This window comes from Enterobacter sp. E1 (genome assembly GCF_016809815.1).
In the GTDB taxonomy this organism is placed as follows: domain Bacteria; phylum Pseudomonadota; class Gammaproteobacteria; order Enterobacterales; family Enterobacteriaceae; genus Enterobacter; species Enterobacter adelaidei.
The window spans coordinates 139,144-154,272 of sequence record NZ_JAFBJM010000004.1 but is presented as its reverse complement, the minus strand read 5'-3'; the positions used below and the strand labels follow the sequence as shown (position 1 = coordinate 154,272).

The following is a 15,129-nucleotide window of genomic DNA, read 5'->3' as shown; positions in this document are numbered from 1 at the left end:
TTAATTTCAACAGGATAATGCTATGCAAAAACATCTGCTGATAAAGGGTGAACTGGTTGCCGGAGAAGGAGAAAAACAGCCGGTTTATAACCCTGCCACCGGAGAGGTACTGCTGGAGATTGCTGAAGCCTCACCTGCTCAGGTTGATGCGGCCGTTCAGGCTGCGGATCGTGCTTTCAGCGAATGGGGCCAAACCACACCTAAAATGCGTGCTGAGTGCCTGCTGAAACTGGCTGATGTCATTGAGGCGCATGGTGAAGAGTTTGCCCGGCTTGAGTCTCTTAACTGTGGCAAGCCGCTGCACTGTGTTCTGGGTGATGAAATTCCGGCCGTCGTCGACGTTTTTCGTTTCTTTGCCGGGGCTGCGCGTTGCCTGAACGGGCTGGCCGCCGGGGAATATCTTGATGGCCACACCTCGATGATCCGTCGCGACCCGATTGGTGTTGTCGCCTCTATCGCACCGTGGAACTACCCGCTGATGATGGCTGCATGGAAGCTGGCACCTGCGCTGGCGGCCGGTAACTGTGTGGTGATCAAACCCTCTGAAATTACGCCGCTGACAGCCTTAAAACTGGCAGAACTGGCGAAAGATATCTTCCCGGCAGGCGTTCTGAACGTGCTGTTTGGTCGAGGTAAAACGGTAGGTGATCCGCTGACCGGACATGAAAAAGTGCGTATGGTCTCACTGACCGGTTCGATTGCCACCGGGGAACATATCATCGGGCATACCGCGTCTTCGATTAAGCGCACCCACATGGAGTTGGGGGGCAAAGCGCCGGTTATCGTCTTTGATGATGCCGACCTCGATGCCGTTGTCGAAGGTGTTCGTACTTTCGGTTTCTACAATGCCGGACAAGACTGTACGGCAGCCTGCCGTATTTATGCCCAGAAGGGGATTTATGCCCGGCTTGTTGAAAAACTGGGGACAGCAGTAGCCAGCCTCAAAATGGGTGCCCCGGAGGATGCCTCTACCGAGCTTGGGCCGCTCAGTTCGTCCGCCCATCTTTCACGGGTCTGTAAAGCTGTTGATGAGGCGAAAGCGCTCGGCCATATCCGCGTTGTCACGGGAGGCAGTAAAAAAGAGGGGACGGGCTACTACTTCCAGCCAACCCTGCTGGCGGGTGCAAAACAGGAAGATGCCATTGTTCAGCGAGAAGTGTTTGGTCCGGTGGTGAGCGTGACCGAGTTTGACGATGAAGCGCAGGTGCTGGCATGGGCTAACGACTCGCAATATGGCCTGGCATCATCGGTCTGGACCAAAGATGTTGGGCGCGCCCATCGCCTGAGTGCGCGCCTGCAGTACGGATGTACCTGGGTGAACACCCACTTTATGCTGGTGAGCGAAATGCCACATGGCGGCATGAAATTGTCTGGATACGGAAAAGATATGTCGGTTTACGGGCTTGAGGATTATACGGTTGTCCGGCATGTCATGATTAAACACTGACCATCATGCCCGGTCGCTTGCGCGGCCGGGTGTACTCTCATTTCGCCACTAATGTTGCGTAAAATACCCAATTGTTATTAGCCATAATTTTTAAGTGGTTATTCTGTAACGAAAAAACTTGATCTGTATCAACATATGACGCATATTGCGTGCGGTTATTTTTTCGGCTCTGGTATACAGAATGACGTTGTATCAAAAGATGTTGGTTTTTTACGCAATCATGGCTTCCATCTGCGCATTAATTACCTGGTTCCTCTCTAAAGACCGTAAACGTATACGCCTGCTGAGTGCTTTTCTGGTGGGATCTACCTGGCCAATGAGCTTTCCCGTTGCGCTGCTGGTCTCGCTTTTCTGAAGCTCGCTTCCAGTTTTAAAAGATGAACATAGCATTCCAGATGTGATAACTGTATAAATACACAGTGCATCATAAAAGGAGTGCTTATGAACAGTTTTTACTCGCAACAGGCTGGTTGCACTGTGCGCTGGCATGATTTGCCCGGTGCTGACGATCCCGTCGTCTTCATTCACGGGTTGGGTTGCGCCTCTTCCTATGAATACCCCCGAGTCGTTCGTGATCCATCATTTGGCGCGCGCAGAGCCATTCTTATTGATTTGCCCGGCAGCGGTTATAGCGATAAGCCTGAGCACTACAGCTACAAAACCACCGACCAGGCGCACGTTGTGGCGGAACTGATTGACCATCTTAAACTGAATGCCTTCTGGCTCTATGGCCACAGCATGGGTGGCAGCATTGCTATCGAAGCAGCGGGTCTGCTGGCACCGCGCGTCAGAGGGGTGATGGTATCAGAACCCAATTTTCACGCAGGTGGCGGAATGTTCAGCCGGTCTATCGCAGCGCAAACCGAGCAACAGTTTCTGGAACGGGGTTATGGTGTCATGCTCAGCGCAGAAACGACGGCGTGGGCGGGGTGCCTGCAGAGTTATGCCCCTTATGCCGTGTGGCGGGGCGCATCAAGCCTGGTGGAAGGTGTGGAACCTGAATGGGAAGCACAATTCCTGTCTCTGACCTGCCCGGTGACGTTGATTTTCGGCGAGCTGTCGCTGCCGGATAACGATGTGGATAATCTGAAGCAGAAGGGCGTTGAAGTGAAAATCATCCCAGCAGCCGGGCATTCAATGTCCTGGGAAAACCCGTCCGCGCTGGCACAAGCATTAGCAGAGTGCGTGGCAGCGTGATAATAGCCCGCATTGCTGCGGGCTAAAAAGATCAGCGCAATAATGCCTGCAGCGCCTGGCGAGAGTCGGGCTGAACATCATGCGGATGCTGGTAATCAATGTTCTCTATCGCCCGGCTATAGAGCGCAACCAGCCAGTCGTAAACATACGCGGTAGCTGCATGTACGGGCTGTTCCCCCAGTCGGGTAAGACGAGGTTCCGCGCTACTCACCACCGGTGTGACAAAGATGGCATTACCCTTACGGATGCGGCTTGCCGGACGTGCTGTAACAGGTGTCTGGTCGTAACCCAACCAGCCAACAAAGTTACCCATCACAGCATGCAGCTGTGCGGCGCTACTTTTATCCGTTTCAACAATGCGCTGAAGTTGCTGAGGCAGGTTAAGCCGGTAGCTGGTTACCACCAGAACATCTGCGATTTGCTGCAACACCCCGGGCTCCAGTCCAAGACGGGCTGCCGTGGCATCATTGCGGCTCCATTGACGCAGATGATTTATCCACACTCGGTGTGCCAGACGCGCTTTGTCTTTGGTCTGGAACATGCCGGTACTTTCCTGTGCGTTATCGGCAAACAGGTCAATGGAATCCGTAAACAACCCGTTAACTTGCTCCTCACGGGGTTGCTGAACGGCCAGCAGGGTTTCAAAGGCTTTAAGCGGCGGCAGAAGACCCTCCAGCAGTTCACCGTGGCGGGCGGCGCAGCCCTGAAGGGTTCGCACCATACTTTCTGCACGGGTTCGTCTGGCTCCGGGGGCCTCAACCAGCGGCGCCAGATAGCTTTGCATCAGAGACGAAAGCTCCTGCCGCAGCAAGTTTTTCAGCGTACTAAGACGCTTCTGCCGCTGGGCAGGTAATGTAGCCTGAGACAACCACTCGATCACGCGCTGCATGCTGTGGCTGTCCAGTGCCTGGAGGGTGCCCCAGCGCAAACCCGGTTTACCGAGCAGATGCTGTACGGCTTCATCGAGATTCTGCCTGGTGGTAAAACGAGCGTCATGAGGGGTAATTGCCCACACCAGACCCGGCAGGGCAGATTCTTCAGCAGGCTGTGTCTCTTTGACCCAGTTCATTAACACTTTTGCTTTTTTGGCCGTCTGCTCGTGCTGTGCGGTGGCATTGCAAATAACCAGAACATCTGGCTGTAGCTGTTGACGGTAGTGCTCAAGCAGCCACTGTGATTTAGCCTGGTGTAACGGATCGGCATTATTTTCTTCAAATACAGGAATATCAATAATATCGACATTATCCAGGGCACTGTTCTCAACCGGTAACACCAGCTCGCGGGTCAGGAAGGCAAGCACATCGACGGGGATGCTGATGGCATTGAGCATCTCACCGTTATTCAGTGGATGAAGCAGCGTCTCCTGCGCTTCCTGAAGGGTTAACGTGCCGTCGTGCGTCAGGAACCCTTCACCGGGCAGGCCGAAGCTATCCACCAGCAGGCTAAGCGGCGCGGCAAGTTCGCTGGCATGGCTGGTCTGATGCAGCACATGGGCGAGTTTTAACCACTGCTGGGTCAACTCCTGTTGCTCACCCCACAACAGTGACCAGACGCTGGCTCGCGTGCTGAGATCAAGGGAGGGGACCAGTTGGGCAAACTGGTGCCACAGGGCATCATCAATTTGCTGTTTTGCGGCGGGTACCGTGTTCTGCCAGAAGCGGGCAATTGCCCCGACTTCCTGAGACGTGATGCCAGGCACGCCCTGCGGCTGACGCAGACCGCGCCATTTTTCCAGGCGCGTCTCAATGACGGCTTTATCCACGGCGCGCATCTGCGGGTGCTGCGTCGTGCGGGCAATAAACAGCTGTACCAGTTCGGCCTCGGTGATCAGACTCAGACGCAGAGGAAACGCCTCATCAATGACGTCTGCATGTCCCCGGGTGAAGCGGACGGCCATGTTTGTCAGGGCATGTCCCGGATTGATATGGGAAAAATAGTCAAAGGTGCGCTGGCCTGGTGTCACGTTCAGGCGTCCGTTGCCGCTACCGCACAGAGACAAAAGCAGGTGCGCTTTTGCACTCTGAGAATGACCGTAAAGCCCAATGCTGCTCTGGCGAGTCAGGGCATGTTCAATGGCTTGTTCCCGCGCCTGCACCGCGTTGATGCGAGCAAGCAGGGCGTCGGCATCGTTATCCAGCACCGGGGCGTTCAGGCGCGTCTCATTAATCCACCCGATTAGAGCCTGAGTGGTGGTCGTCGTCACTGTCATTTCAGGTATACGCTCCCGCTGTCGATCCAGTAGTGGCTACCGCTATGACGGCGATCGGCCAGAGTATTCAGTTTGAAGGTTAACGCGTCAGGGGCGACCGGGGTGCCGTCCTGGAGCCAGGCATCGCTCAGTTCGAAGGACTCCGGGCCTTCCTGCTTGCTGCCACCGCAGAGTTTAAGCCGCACGTTCAGCACGCCATCACCCGCAATCGCTTTGGCCAGTTCAGCCGAGTTGATGCTAAGTGTATAGAGCGGTGTGGCCGGCCAGCGTGCGTTTGCCAGCTGGCGGAAGCCGAGGGTGACGTTACCGCGCAGCGGGAAGTGCAGACGCGCGTCGAGTTTCGCACCGGGTTTATCGAGATCGATATCCTGATACCAGACGTTCTCTTCGCGCAGGGTGTTGACCGTATTATCCAGCACACCCAGATACCGCACGGTTGAATACGCACCAATATCTGCTGCCTTAAAGTTAAAGCGCGGCAGACGCAGATCAAGCGCCAGGCTGCAAAGCATCGCACCCACGGCGGCTGTTGATTTGGGGTTGCCAATGCGGCCCTGCTGGCTGAACGGATACCACTCATGAACCTGATACTTATCCAGCCAGACGATGCGATTGACCGGAACCGGCTGCAGGTGACGAATCAGTGCCTGAACGCCAGGCAGGCAGCCAGGACGCCCGGTGATCAGCAAAATATCGCAGCTGTAATGGGAAATCGCCTCACATACTGCATGGAGCGGCGAAGCCAGCGTAAACTGACCAGCCAGCATTGCATCCTGCATCTCACGGAAATTTACGTGCAGCGGAACGGTGAATAGATCGAACGTTTCAGAACCCGCAGGCAGGGCATGATCGATCGCCTGTTGCAGATAATTCATCACGTTGCGGGTCGGTTTCTGCGGCAGGAGATCGCCAAAGGTGGCATGCAGGCCAGCCAGCGGATCGTCAATATCGCTCGATTCCCACGCGGCAAGAATGGCATGGCCAATCGGCATAAAGAGCTGAAGCGCCGTTTGCTGGCGCAATACTGCCTGGGTGTCAATTCGGCCGGAGTCACCGAAGAGCGAAGCCATCAGCAGCGAGGCGTCCGCAATACCCGATTTCTGCAGTTGCGTTTGCAGGGCGGGCAGTACATAGCGCTGAATCACATCAAGCAGGGTATCGTCGCCCGCGACTTTAAACCCTTCACGGAACAGCAGTTGCGGCGTGATTTTAACGTTGTTACCCGAGCCATCATCAAGCTGATAATGGGTGATCGCCATATCCGTTGTGCCGCCACCAATGTCGATGGACGCGACGCGCAGTGAACGCCCAGGCTGAGCGCCGGGCTCAGGTTCACGATCCGGGCGGGCGAGGGAGGCAAAGAACGCCTCAGTCTGGCCGCCAAAACGAGAAATGGCTTCGTTATACAACCAGACCAGTTGACCGCAGCTGGCTTCATCCCACTCCATCTGGATTTCAGGAACCGGCACCACACTTTTTTCCTGCTGTTTGCGGGTGGCGAAATCTTCATCCTGCGGGTGCCATCCCATTGCTTTCCAGACAATGGCGATCGCTTCGAACATGCGACGACGGAAAATCTCCCGCTCCTGCTTTGGCATGGCCGACGGCAGGGTCAGGATCAGGGTTCGTAACTGGCGCGGAGACGCAGGGAAGCCCAGACGCAAGCGCGTGGCGACGCTATTGATCTGCCCCAGAGCCTGTGCCAGCAGCTCGCACAACATGTGTGTCATCAGCGTGCTACGGCTGTACTGCGGCGAGAAGACTGGCAGTCGCTCGTCCTGCGGCAGCGTAAAGAGCGGCTCACCGTCATCGTTCATCAGGTTCATCAGCGGAAACGCGGTAGCCAGAGGTTCACGCTGGGTTTTGCTGTTCATCTGGCTAAAGCGCCAGTCCTGTACCACCGGTGTTTCATCCCAGAGGTAGCGACGCGGGCTGGAGATGCCGCTGTTACCTTCGGTTCCCAGGCGCTGGGTAGCCAGTTTCCGTGCTTCATCGCCGACGCGGACAATCGACGGCCAGACAAAGGCATCTTCGCGACCGCTTTCAACCGAGAAGTGCTGCTTGCCAAAACGCGCTTCTGAGAACTCCAGGCGGCTGGTGAACAAGGGTTCATTGAGGAATTGTGGCTCGCTCAACGAACGTACCTGCAGCTCGGCAGTCTGGCGCAGACCATCGTTCGCATCCCCGTGGTCTTCAATAATCACGCCGCAGGTATGGGTATTGCCCACATCGAGGATCAGGTCGACCGGAATGGCAGGGGTACTGAGCGTATGAGTGACAAATTTCACTTCCGGCACGGTAAGCTGCTCACCGAGCATGGTCAGCAGGTTGAGCCAGTGTGCCTGATATTCAAAACTACGCATCGCCTGTTGCAGATCACGTTCAGAGCGGTTTTCAACACCGTCGGCATACTGGGTAAATGCCTCACGCAGCCAGCCGTCAATCCAGGTCTGGTCGAGGAAACTTTCCACTTCGTTATCCCGCCAGGCCAGAGCGAAACGGGTTCCGTTCAGAATGTCGTTTTCGACCGGGGACAGCGCGGACGTGGCATGTTCGGCAATCTGGCTGTCAAGCGCGAGGGTCACGCGGTGCGTATTGCCTGCCGTGTCGGGTTTATCAAGCTTGCGAACCTGAACGCGAGCCCAGTTATCCGGGCCGTCAACAAAGGTCCGTGGCGGGTTAAAGCGCAGGAACGGAACAGGAAGCCAGACACCATCAAGGACCGCCAGCGACTGATGTAGCGCAATGGTGGTTTCCGGTTTCACCACTTCAGGCTGCCCGCCGTTCAACCCGGGCAGAGTATAACGCCCGTTCACCAGGTCGAAATCGAGACGCAGAAGCGGGCCGTTCGCGGTTTTACGTACGAAGCGCCCGTTGCTGGCGGTGTCCTGCGGCGTCAGACCGAAATCAAGGAACTGCACGCCGCTGTTAGCGATAAGCGTGACGCTTTGTTTATAGTCGCAAAGATTTACCAGCATAGGATCAGGCACCTGCTTTCTTGAACGTCAGTGGGACGACGGTGTTTGCATCATAGCGAGCACGACATTCTGCGATATCGCTGGTGCCTGCTTTACAGGAAACCTCCGGCATCGGGTAGCGTGAACCGTCGGTGCAGCGGGCATTACCGCGACTCTTAATCATCAGTTCACCATTGCTGTGAAGCCCGGAGAAGATCTCTGCGCGGCAGACAATGTTGTCACCATGCACTACACGGGCGAAACCTTTATTGTTCTGGATCTGGTAGCGCAGTGACGGTGGCTTACCGGTCACCGGATCTTTCACATCGAGGATGGCGCGCCAGGTCCCGTTGAGGAAGCGCGTCGATCCCGCTTTCACTTGCTGACCTTCCATAACCATCGCATCTTTCGGAATCGCGACGATAACGACCGGGGCGGGCGCAGGAGCAGGAGCAGGAGCAGGTTCTTTTTCTTTGCTTGCCACTACCTCAGCCTGATGCAACGGTAGTTTCATCGCCAGTGGTTCCACTGCTTTGATCGGTTTCGGTGCAATTTCTACAGGTGCTGGCATAGGTGCAGGTGCTGGCTGCGCGGAAGGGGCCTGTTTTGGCCACAGCAGCGGTGCGGCAATGGCGGCAACGATCACGGCGGCAACGGGCAGCGTCCACAGCGGGATACGACGCTTTTTCACAACGGTTGTCGGGGTGGGTTCCTGAGCAGGTTGTGGTTGTGTCGCGACTGGAGCAGGTTCTGGCTCATACAGATCCTCCGGCGTAATGCGCACCACCGTTGACGGTGCAATCAGTGGCTCGTCTGCTTGTTCGAAGGTGATGATCGGTTCCGGCTCAGGTTCCGGTTCAGGATCTTCAATCACAACGGGGGCTGGCTCAGGGATCAGTGATTCACGCAGGCAGTCGAGAACATCGTCGCGTGCATTTTCGTTCAGGTTTACAAAGCCCCAGAAGCTAATGACCGGTTTCCCTTCGACCAGAAAGAGAAAGTTTTCGCCCGGAAACTGGAACGCTTTTGACAGCAGTGAACCAAAAAGCTGTTGTGCTGTTTTAGGTGACTGGAGGCACTTCTTACTCAACGACTCGACGCTGGCAAGCGTATTTTCCAGATAGCGCAGGGCGCGAAAACGGTCGTCTTCATCGGCCGCTTTCCAGCTGGTAACACTCCCCTCTATCGGGGAATACCAGTCTACACGGTCACCGCTATCGTTGACCTGTGGAATGGCCAGACAGTCGACAATGGCCTGTTGTTTGCGCAACCGGAGCGCTTCCCGGATTTGTAACGCTGATTCAAAAACGGCTTGTCCGCCGCCGCCAACGGCCTGAAAATCATCCAGATTACCGCTGCGTAAAAGAGTTTTTGCCACGATTTGATCCCATATACTTCTTCACACCGTTACTTTAACGAAATGAGGAAGCAAACAAACGGAGGAAGAGACGCTAAAAGCGCCGATTTCTTGCGGCATAGAAAGTGACGGTTGTGCTTGACGGATAATGGCACTTAAGGCAAATCATCTTTTTCTGCATTGACTGCAAAACCAGCGAAAAACGTGACTTTAGAATAACCTGATAGTGTTTCGTTATTTGCCAGGTCATTAAGCCTGTGCTGTTATTACTGTCCTATATAATAAAACATCCAGGGTTATAACCATGTCTACAGGGAAAACACTGCTCGCCCTTGCGCTGAGCACGCTTTTACCAGCCGGTGCCGCATTGGCGGCAAATAATGACACCATTATTTACTGCTCTGAAGCCTCACCCGAGTCTTTCAACCCGCAAATCGCCAGCTCCGGCCCGTCTTTCGTGGCCAGCTCTCAGGTGTTGTATAACCGTCTGATCAATTTCGATCCGGTGAAAAATACGCCGGTTCCGTCGCTGGCGGAGTCCTGGACAATCTCACCAGACGGTAAGACCTATACGTTTACCCTGCGTAAAGGGGTGAAGTTCAACAGCAATAAATACTTCAAACCGACCCGTGACTTTAACGCCGACGACGTCATTTTCTCCGTCATGCGTCAGAAAGACCCTAAGCATCCTTATCACAACGTCTCGCAGGGCAACTACGAATATTTTAATGACGTCGGCCTCGATAAACTGATTCAGGACGTTAAAAAGGTCGATGATTACCATGTTCAGTTCACCCTCAGTGAACCCAACGCTGCATTCCTTGCCGACTGGGGAATGGATTTTGCCTCTATTCTCTCCGCTGAATACGCTGACGTGATGCTGAAAAAAGGCACGCCAGAGAACGTGGATACCTGGCCGATCGGTACAGGGCCTTATGTGCTGCAGCAGTACAAAGTGGATTCACTGATCCGCTATGTCGCTAACCCGAACTACTGGGAGGGCGAGGTACCGACAAAACACCTGATCTTCTCCATCACGCCAAATGTGGAAACGCGTCTGGCGAAATTGCAGACCAACGAATGCCAGATCATTCCTGCTCCGTCCCCGGTGCAGTTTGATGTGATTAAAAATAACAAAGACCTGACGCTGCACTCTGTCGATGCGTTGAACGTCGGCTATCTGGCGTTTAACACCGAGAAAAAACCGTTTGATAATGTTCTGGTACGTCAGGCGCTAAACTACGCAACCGACAAGAAAGCCATCGTCAATGCGGTCTTTATGGGCTCGGGTACGGTGGCAAAATCACCAATTCCGCCAAACATGATGGGCTTTAATAAAGACCTGAAGGACTACAGCTACGACCCCGAAAAAGCGAAAGCCCTGCTGAAGCAGGCCGGGCTGGAGAAGGGCGCGGAAGTGACGCTGTGGTCAATGCCGGTGCAGCGTCCGTACAACCCTAATTCGCGCCGTATTGCGGAGATGATCCAGAGCGACTGGGCGAAAGTCGGTGTGAAGGCCAAAATTGTCTCTTACGAGTGGGGCGAATACCTCTCCGGCATGCGTAAAGGTGAGCATGACTCTGCGCTGTTCGGCTGGATGTCCGATAACGGTGACCCGGACAACTTTGCTGACGTACTGCTGGGGTGCAACAGCATTAAAACGGGTTCAAACGCAGCACGCTGGTGCGATAAGGGGTATGATTCCCTGGTGCAAAAAGCGAAGCTGACCAGCAACCCGGCTGAGCGCGCTAAACTCTACGGTCAGGCGCAGGAGATTTTCTACCAGCAGGCGCCGTGGATCGCGCTGGCGAACGGGAAAACGTTCTACGCTACCCGCAGCAACGTCACGGGTTACAGCGTGAGCCTGATGGGCAGCGATTTCTCAAAAGCGAAGCTGAACTAAGCGTATTACTGCCGGGTAAGGCGTAGCCGCCACCCGGCAATTCACAAGGAGTGACAATGTCACATTTAAACGATGTTATCGCCCGCGTCGATGCCGCCATCGAAGAGAGCGTAATTACCCACATGAATGAACTGCTGATTGAATTAAGCGATGATGCAGAGCTCAGCCGTGAAGATCGCTACACCCAGCAGCAACGTCTGCGCACCGCGATTTCACACCACGGTAAGCAGCATAAAGAGGAGCTGGAAGCGCGACAGGAACAGCTAACGAAAGGCGGCACCATTCTGTAGCGATCAAAACTGGCGTCGCGCGACCAGCCAGGCCCCCACGACCAACATCACCGCGCCGCACACCGGGCCGATCAGGGCGCGCAGCGGTATGCCGTTGCTTCTCAGCACGTCCATCACCAGCCCGCCGATCAACTGGCTTGCCACCAGCACAGCGATGGTCGTCGCCGCGCCTACGTTCTGGTATCCGCTGATACTGGCAAACACGAAAAACGAACCCAGCAGCCCCGGGATCAGCGTCCACCAGCGCACTGTAGCGGCCAGCTCGCTAAATCCGGCGAAGCCCTGTTTCAGCAGCAGAATGCTGACAAACAGCACAATGCCGACCAGTGAATTCAGCAGCATCGCGATAAGAATAGTGGAGGAGGACTGGGTGATGCGCACCATTAAGGTATTTTGCACCACCAGACCGATTCCCGCCGCCACCAAAAAAGCCAGCGTCATTGACTGATTCATGGGATGGCGTCCGGGTCGCTGCGCTCATCCAGCTGCAGCTGCATAAAGGTTAAGTCCAGCCAGCGGCCAAACTTGGTACCCACCTGCGGCATTTGACCCGTCGTCACAAAACCGAGCGTTTCATGGAGATGAATCGAGGCATGATTCTGCGCTTCGATGCCTGCGACCATCACATGTTTGCCGATGGCACGGGCTTCGTTAATCAGCGCTTTCATCAATGTGCGACCAATCCCTTTGCCCTGATGATCCGGATGAACATAGACCGAATGTTCTACCGTATGACGAAAACCGTCGAAGGCACGCCAGTCACCAAAAGAGGCATAGCCCGTGATAACACCGTCTTCTTCACTGACCAGTACCGGATAACCTGCGAGGGTGCGTGCCTCAAACCAGGCGATACGATTATCGGTGTCGACGGTCTTATCGTTCCAGATTGCGGCAGTGTGCAACACCGCGTGGTTGTATATTTCTCCTATCGCAGCGCAGTCTTCTTTGCAGGCATGACGAACGATCATGATGAAACCTCTGTGTGTTGTTCACTATAGTATTACGATTTAACTACGATATTACACAACTGTATCGCCAGATAGCTATGACATAAGCCATATTTTTTTGTTATCAAAAGCCCATTGAAATGCCGTTCATACACTATAGTATGACGTCATGAACACCATAACAGACACCATGAATCAACGGATTAGCGCAAGAGTTCGCCTTGAACGCGAGTCTCGCGGATGGTCTTTGAGCGAGCTTGCTGACCGGGCAGGCGTTTCGCGTGCGATGATCCACAAGATAGAACGTGGGGACAGTAGCCCTACGGCAACGTTGCTTGCCCGCTTGTCGGGGGCTTTTGGCATCAGCATGTCGACGCTGATTGCCAGAGCCGAGATGCAAGAGGGAAAACTACTGCGCCTCGCCAACCAGCCCGTCTGGCGCGATCCACAAACGCATTACCTTCGCCGCCACGTTTCTCCCCGCACAGATCTTCCTATTGACCTTGTTCAGGTTGAACTCCCGGCGGGGAGCGATGTGCCTATGCCTGCCTCTTCTTATGCGCTGGCTCGTCAGCTTATCTGGCTACAAATGGGTGAGCTGGTGTTCCAGGAGGGCGATACGCGCCACGAGATGCGGGCCGGGGACTGTCTGGAGCTGGGGCCGCCTAATGACTGTCGGTTCATCAACGAGACGAATGAAACCTGCATCTATCTGGTCGTACGGCTTAACCAATCTGGCTCGTAATGTTAAAGCGATAACGCCGATCGTGAGCCAGGCTGTAATGACATTTGAACCAGAAGGAGTTCCTGATGAATCAATCTGTTTCGCTTAATCGCCGCTGGGTACTGGCCTCCCGCCCACAGGGTGCGCCGGTCGCGGAGAATTTTCGTCTGGAGGAGCAACCTGTTCCTGCGCCAGTTGAGGGGCAGCTTTTGCTCCGTACGGTCTGGCTGTCGCTGGACCCTTACATGCGTGGCCGCATGAGCGATGCGCCATCCTATTCACCGCCGGTTGAGATCGGTGCGGTGATGGTGGGAGGAACGGTCAGTCGCGTTGAGCGGTCAAACCATCCCGACTTCAAAGCTGGTGAATGGGTGCTGGGCTACAGCGGCTGGCAGGAGTATGAACTCTCGGACGGCAGCGGCCTGGTCAAGCTGGGTGAAAATCCGTCTCATCCTTCCTGGGCGCTGGGTATTCTGGGTATGCCGGGCTTTACCGCCTATATGGGGTTGCTGGATATCGGGCAACCTAAAGCGGGGGAAACGCTGGTGGTTGCTGCCGCAACAGGCCCGGTTGGCGCGACCGTTGGGCAGATTGGCAAAATCAAAGGTTGCCGGGTGGTCGGCGTGGCCGGTGGCGCAGAAAAATGCCGCCATGCGGTTGAGGTCCTCGGGTTTGACCTCTGTCTGGATCACCACGCTGCGGATTTTGCCGACCAGTTGAAACACGCCTGTCCGAAAGGAATTGATGTCTATTATGAAAACGTCGGTGGGAAAGTCTTTGACGCCGTGCTGCCGTTGCTGAATACCTCCGCGCGCGTCCCGGTGTGTGGTCTGGTCAGTGGCTATAATGCGACGGGTCTGCCTGACGGCCCGGACCGTTTGCCGCTCCTGATGGCGACCATTCTGAAGAAACGCATTCGTATGCAGGGCTTTATCATCGGCCAGGACTATGGGCATCGCATTAAAGAGTTCCAGCAAGAGATGGGGCGCTGGGTGCAGGAGGGCAAAATTCACTATCGTGAACAGGTGACTGACGGCCTGGAGAACGCGCCTGAGGCGCTGATTGGCCTTCTGGAAGGGCGAAACTTCGGCAAAGTCGTGATTCGCGTCGTGGGCGACAATAAATAAACCACAATATGGCGGGGTTTCCCGCCATATTTATTTGTGAAGATACGATATATTGTCTTTAATTAACTGACATGGCTTTTCGCGCCATCATCCCGGATGAGCCCGAAAACGAAAAATACAAATTTTGCACGTTTTGATGTTTTTACGTACTTCCCACCACCAGGCATGACGATACAGGATATATCGGACCGGCGTCGTTTTATTAAACTGACGTTTAAAAATAGCATTGAGCTTTAGCTACAGGAATTGAACATGCTTGATTTGGATCATTTAGAAAAAGCGCAAAGGATCAGTCTTACCATGCAAGTTGAACTCAGTTTGAAAGGAGCGTTAATTACAGGCTCACTCAAACCTGGGGCACGACTGATTACGAAAGAGATCGCCGATAAATTAGGCACCAGTATTACCCCGGTTCGTGAGGCGCTTTTGCGTCTGGTGTCATCAGGAGCGTTACATGCCACGCCAGCACAGGCATTTCTGGTGCCTGAGGTGACGCTGGAGCGTTATAACGAGATTAATGCCATCCGAAAACAACTTGAGCCGATGGCGGTTGCCGCAGCATGTCAGAATATGTCTGACGGCAAGCTGGACGTGCTGCACAAATTGTCGGACGCCTTTCATGACGCCATGCGTAATGGTAACGTTCAGCAGGCCTTGCATGCGAATCGTGTCTTCCGGTTTACGCTTTATCAGTATGCGGAAATGCCTACGCTCAATGCCTTAATTGAACAGTTGTGGGTCCGCATCGGGCCGTGCATTAACTATCTGCACCAGGAACTCAACGACATCACGATGTCGACATATCACTATGATGAGCTACTTGCGGCCCTTGAGCGACGGGATGTGGGCGACTGCCAGAAGGCGATTGATAAGTTGATTGATGAAGCAAATTCTCTTTTACAGCGACAATATTTTAACTAAGAGATTATTTAACACAGCGACTATATACCGTAGCTAATTATTTATTCGGT

13 protein-coding genes are annotated in these 15,129 nt (G+C 54.5%); 8 read left to right on the top strand and 5 right to left on the bottom strand.

Going from position 1 to position 15,129, the window contains the following annotated elements; translation table 11 throughout:
• The first annotated feature begins 22 nt into the window (after positions 1-22).
• The 3 genes from patD (at position 23) to JGF26_RS12465 (ending at position 2,644) form a co-directional block, all read left to right on the top strand.
• Positions 23-1,447, top strand: coding sequence for an aminobutyraldehyde dehydrogenase (gene patD, locus JGF26_RS12475; protein WP_134708145.1), 1,425 nt, complete (start codon positions 23-25; stop codon positions 1,445-1,447).
• Positions 1,448-1,628: 181 nt separating this feature from the next.
• On the top strand, positions 1,629-1,802 hold the full coding sequence (locus JGF26_RS12470; protein ID WP_013096478.1) for a GhoT/OrtT family toxin: 174 nt from the start codon (positions 1,629-1,631) through the stop codon (positions 1,800-1,802).
• A gap of 86 nt (positions 1,803-1,888) precedes the next feature.
• Entirely contained in the window at positions 1,889-2,644 is a 756-nt protein-coding gene (locus JGF26_RS12465) for an alpha/beta hydrolase (protein ID WP_134708146.1), read from the top strand.
• A gap of 31 nt (positions 2,645-2,675) precedes the next feature.
• Here the strand turns inward: JGF26_RS12465 and JGF26_RS12460 are convergent, their stop codons facing one another.
• From JGF26_RS12460 to JGF26_RS12450, 3 genes are read right to left on the bottom strand one after another with little or no spacing between them, the layout of a single operon-like run.
• A complete protein-coding gene (locus JGF26_RS12460) occupies positions 2,676-4,853 on the bottom strand; it encodes a virulence factor SrfC family protein (protein ID WP_128347621.1) in 2,178 nt (725 codons plus the stop codon).
• Positions 4,850-7,831 carry a virulence factor SrfB gene (locus JGF26_RS12455; RefSeq protein WP_129325158.1) on the bottom strand — a complete coding sequence of 994 codons (2,982 nt, stop codon included), beginning with the start codon at positions 7,829-7,831 and terminating at the stop codon, positions 4,850-4,852. Before JGF26_RS12455 ends, JGF26_RS12460 begins: the two co-directional genes overlap by 4 nt.
• Before the next feature lie 4 nt (positions 7,832-7,835).
• On the bottom strand, positions 7,836-9,188 hold the full coding sequence (locus tag JGF26_RS12450) for an SrfA family protein (RefSeq protein WP_134708147.1): 1,353 nt from the start codon (positions 9,186-9,188) through the stop codon (positions 7,836-7,838).
• Positions 9,189-9,471: 283 nt separating this feature from the next.
• Here JGF26_RS12450 and JGF26_RS12445 point away from each other — a divergent pair, with 283 nt between their 5' ends.
• Together JGF26_RS12445 and JGF26_RS12440 are read left to right on the top strand one after the other, a co-directional pair.
• The gene (locus JGF26_RS12445) at positions 9,472-11,070 is read left to right on the top strand and encodes an ABC transporter substrate-binding protein (RefSeq protein WP_049007332.1); all 1,599 of its coding nucleotides are present in this window, start codon (positions 9,472-9,474) and stop codon (positions 11,068-11,070) included.
• A 56-nt stretch (positions 11,071-11,126) separates the two neighbouring features.
• Entirely contained in the window at positions 11,127-11,360 is a 234-nt protein-coding gene (locus JGF26_RS12440; protein ID WP_028018866.1) for a YdcY family protein, read from the top strand.
• Positions 11,361-11,363: 3 nt separating this feature from the next.
• On the opposite strand, the gene JGF26_RS12435 is transcribed toward JGF26_RS12440, so the two are convergent.
• Complete coding sequence (locus JGF26_RS12435; RefSeq protein WP_028018867.1) at positions 11,364-11,813, bottom strand: DMT family transporter; 450 nt, start codon at positions 11,811-11,813, stop codon at positions 11,364-11,366.
• Positions 11,810-12,328: a GNAT family N-acetyltransferase gene (locus tag JGF26_RS12430; protein ID WP_028018868.1), complete on the bottom strand. Its 519-nt coding sequence runs from the start codon at positions 12,326-12,328 to the stop codon at positions 11,810-11,812. The genes JGF26_RS12435 and JGF26_RS12430 overlap by 4 nt, the downstream gene beginning before the upstream one ends.
• Positions 12,329-12,476: 148 nt before the next feature.
• On the opposite strand from JGF26_RS12430, the gene JGF26_RS12425 reads away from it, so the two are divergent.
• From JGF26_RS12425 to JGF26_RS12415, 3 genes are all read left to right on the top strand, one after another.
• Positions 12,477-13,052 (top strand): helix-turn-helix domain-containing protein, encoded by a 576-nt coding sequence (locus JGF26_RS12425; RefSeq protein ID WP_134708148.1) that lies wholly within the window; start codon positions 12,477-12,479, stop codon positions 13,050-13,052.
• A 65-nt stretch (positions 13,053-13,117) separates the two neighbouring features.
• Complete coding sequence (locus tag JGF26_RS12420) at positions 13,118-14,158, top strand: NADP-dependent oxidoreductase (RefSeq protein WP_129325155.1); 1,041 nt, start codon at positions 13,118-13,120, stop codon at positions 14,156-14,158.
• 252 nt (positions 14,159-14,410) lie between these two features.
• Positions 14,411-15,079 carry a GntR family transcriptional regulator gene (locus JGF26_RS12415; RefSeq protein WP_128347626.1) on the top strand — a complete coding sequence of 223 codons (669 nt, stop codon included), beginning with the start codon at positions 14,411-14,413 and terminating at the stop codon, positions 15,077-15,079.
• Positions 15,080-15,129: the final 50 nt, after the last annotated feature.

Coding starts and splice junctions, on each gene's coding strand:
- patD (WP_134708145.1), top strand. CDS start 23: ATGCAAAAACATCTGCTGATAAAGGGTGAACTGGTTGCCGGAGAAGGA.
- JGF26_RS12470 (WP_013096478.1), top strand. CDS start 1,629: ATGACGTTGTATCAAAAGATGTTGGTTTTTTACGCAATCATGGCTTCC.
- JGF26_RS12465 (WP_134708146.1), top strand. CDS start 1,889: ATGAACAGTTTTTACTCGCAACAGGCTGGTTGCACTGTGCGCTGGCAT.
- JGF26_RS12460 (WP_128347621.1), bottom strand. CDS start 4,853: ATGACAGTGACGACGACCACCACTCAGGCTCTAATCGGGTGGATTAAT.
- JGF26_RS12455 (WP_129325158.1), bottom strand. CDS start 7,831: ATGCTGGTAAATCTTTGCGACTATAAACAAAGCGTCACGCTTATCGCT.
- JGF26_RS12445 (WP_049007332.1), top strand. CDS start 9,472: ATGTCTACAGGGAAAACACTGCTCGCCCTTGCGCTGAGCACGCTTTTA.
- JGF26_RS12440 (WP_028018866.1), top strand. CDS start 11,127: ATGTCACATTTAAACGATGTTATCGCCCGCGTCGATGCCGCCATCGAA.
- JGF26_RS12435 (WP_028018867.1), bottom strand. CDS start 11,813: ATGAATCAGTCAATGACGCTGGCTTTTTTGGTGGCGGCGGGAATCGGT.
- JGF26_RS12430 (WP_028018868.1), bottom strand. CDS start 12,328: ATGATCGTTCGTCATGCCTGCAAAGAAGACTGCGCTGCGATAGGAGAA.
- JGF26_RS12425 (WP_134708148.1), top strand. CDS start 12,477: ATGAACACCATAACAGACACCATGAATCAACGGATTAGCGCAAGAGTT.
- JGF26_RS12420 (WP_129325155.1), top strand. CDS start 13,118: ATGAATCAATCTGTTTCGCTTAATCGCCGCTGGGTACTGGCCTCCCGC.
- JGF26_RS12415 (WP_128347626.1), top strand. CDS start 14,411: ATGCTTGATTTGGATCATTTAGAAAAAGCGCAAAGGATCAGTCTTACC.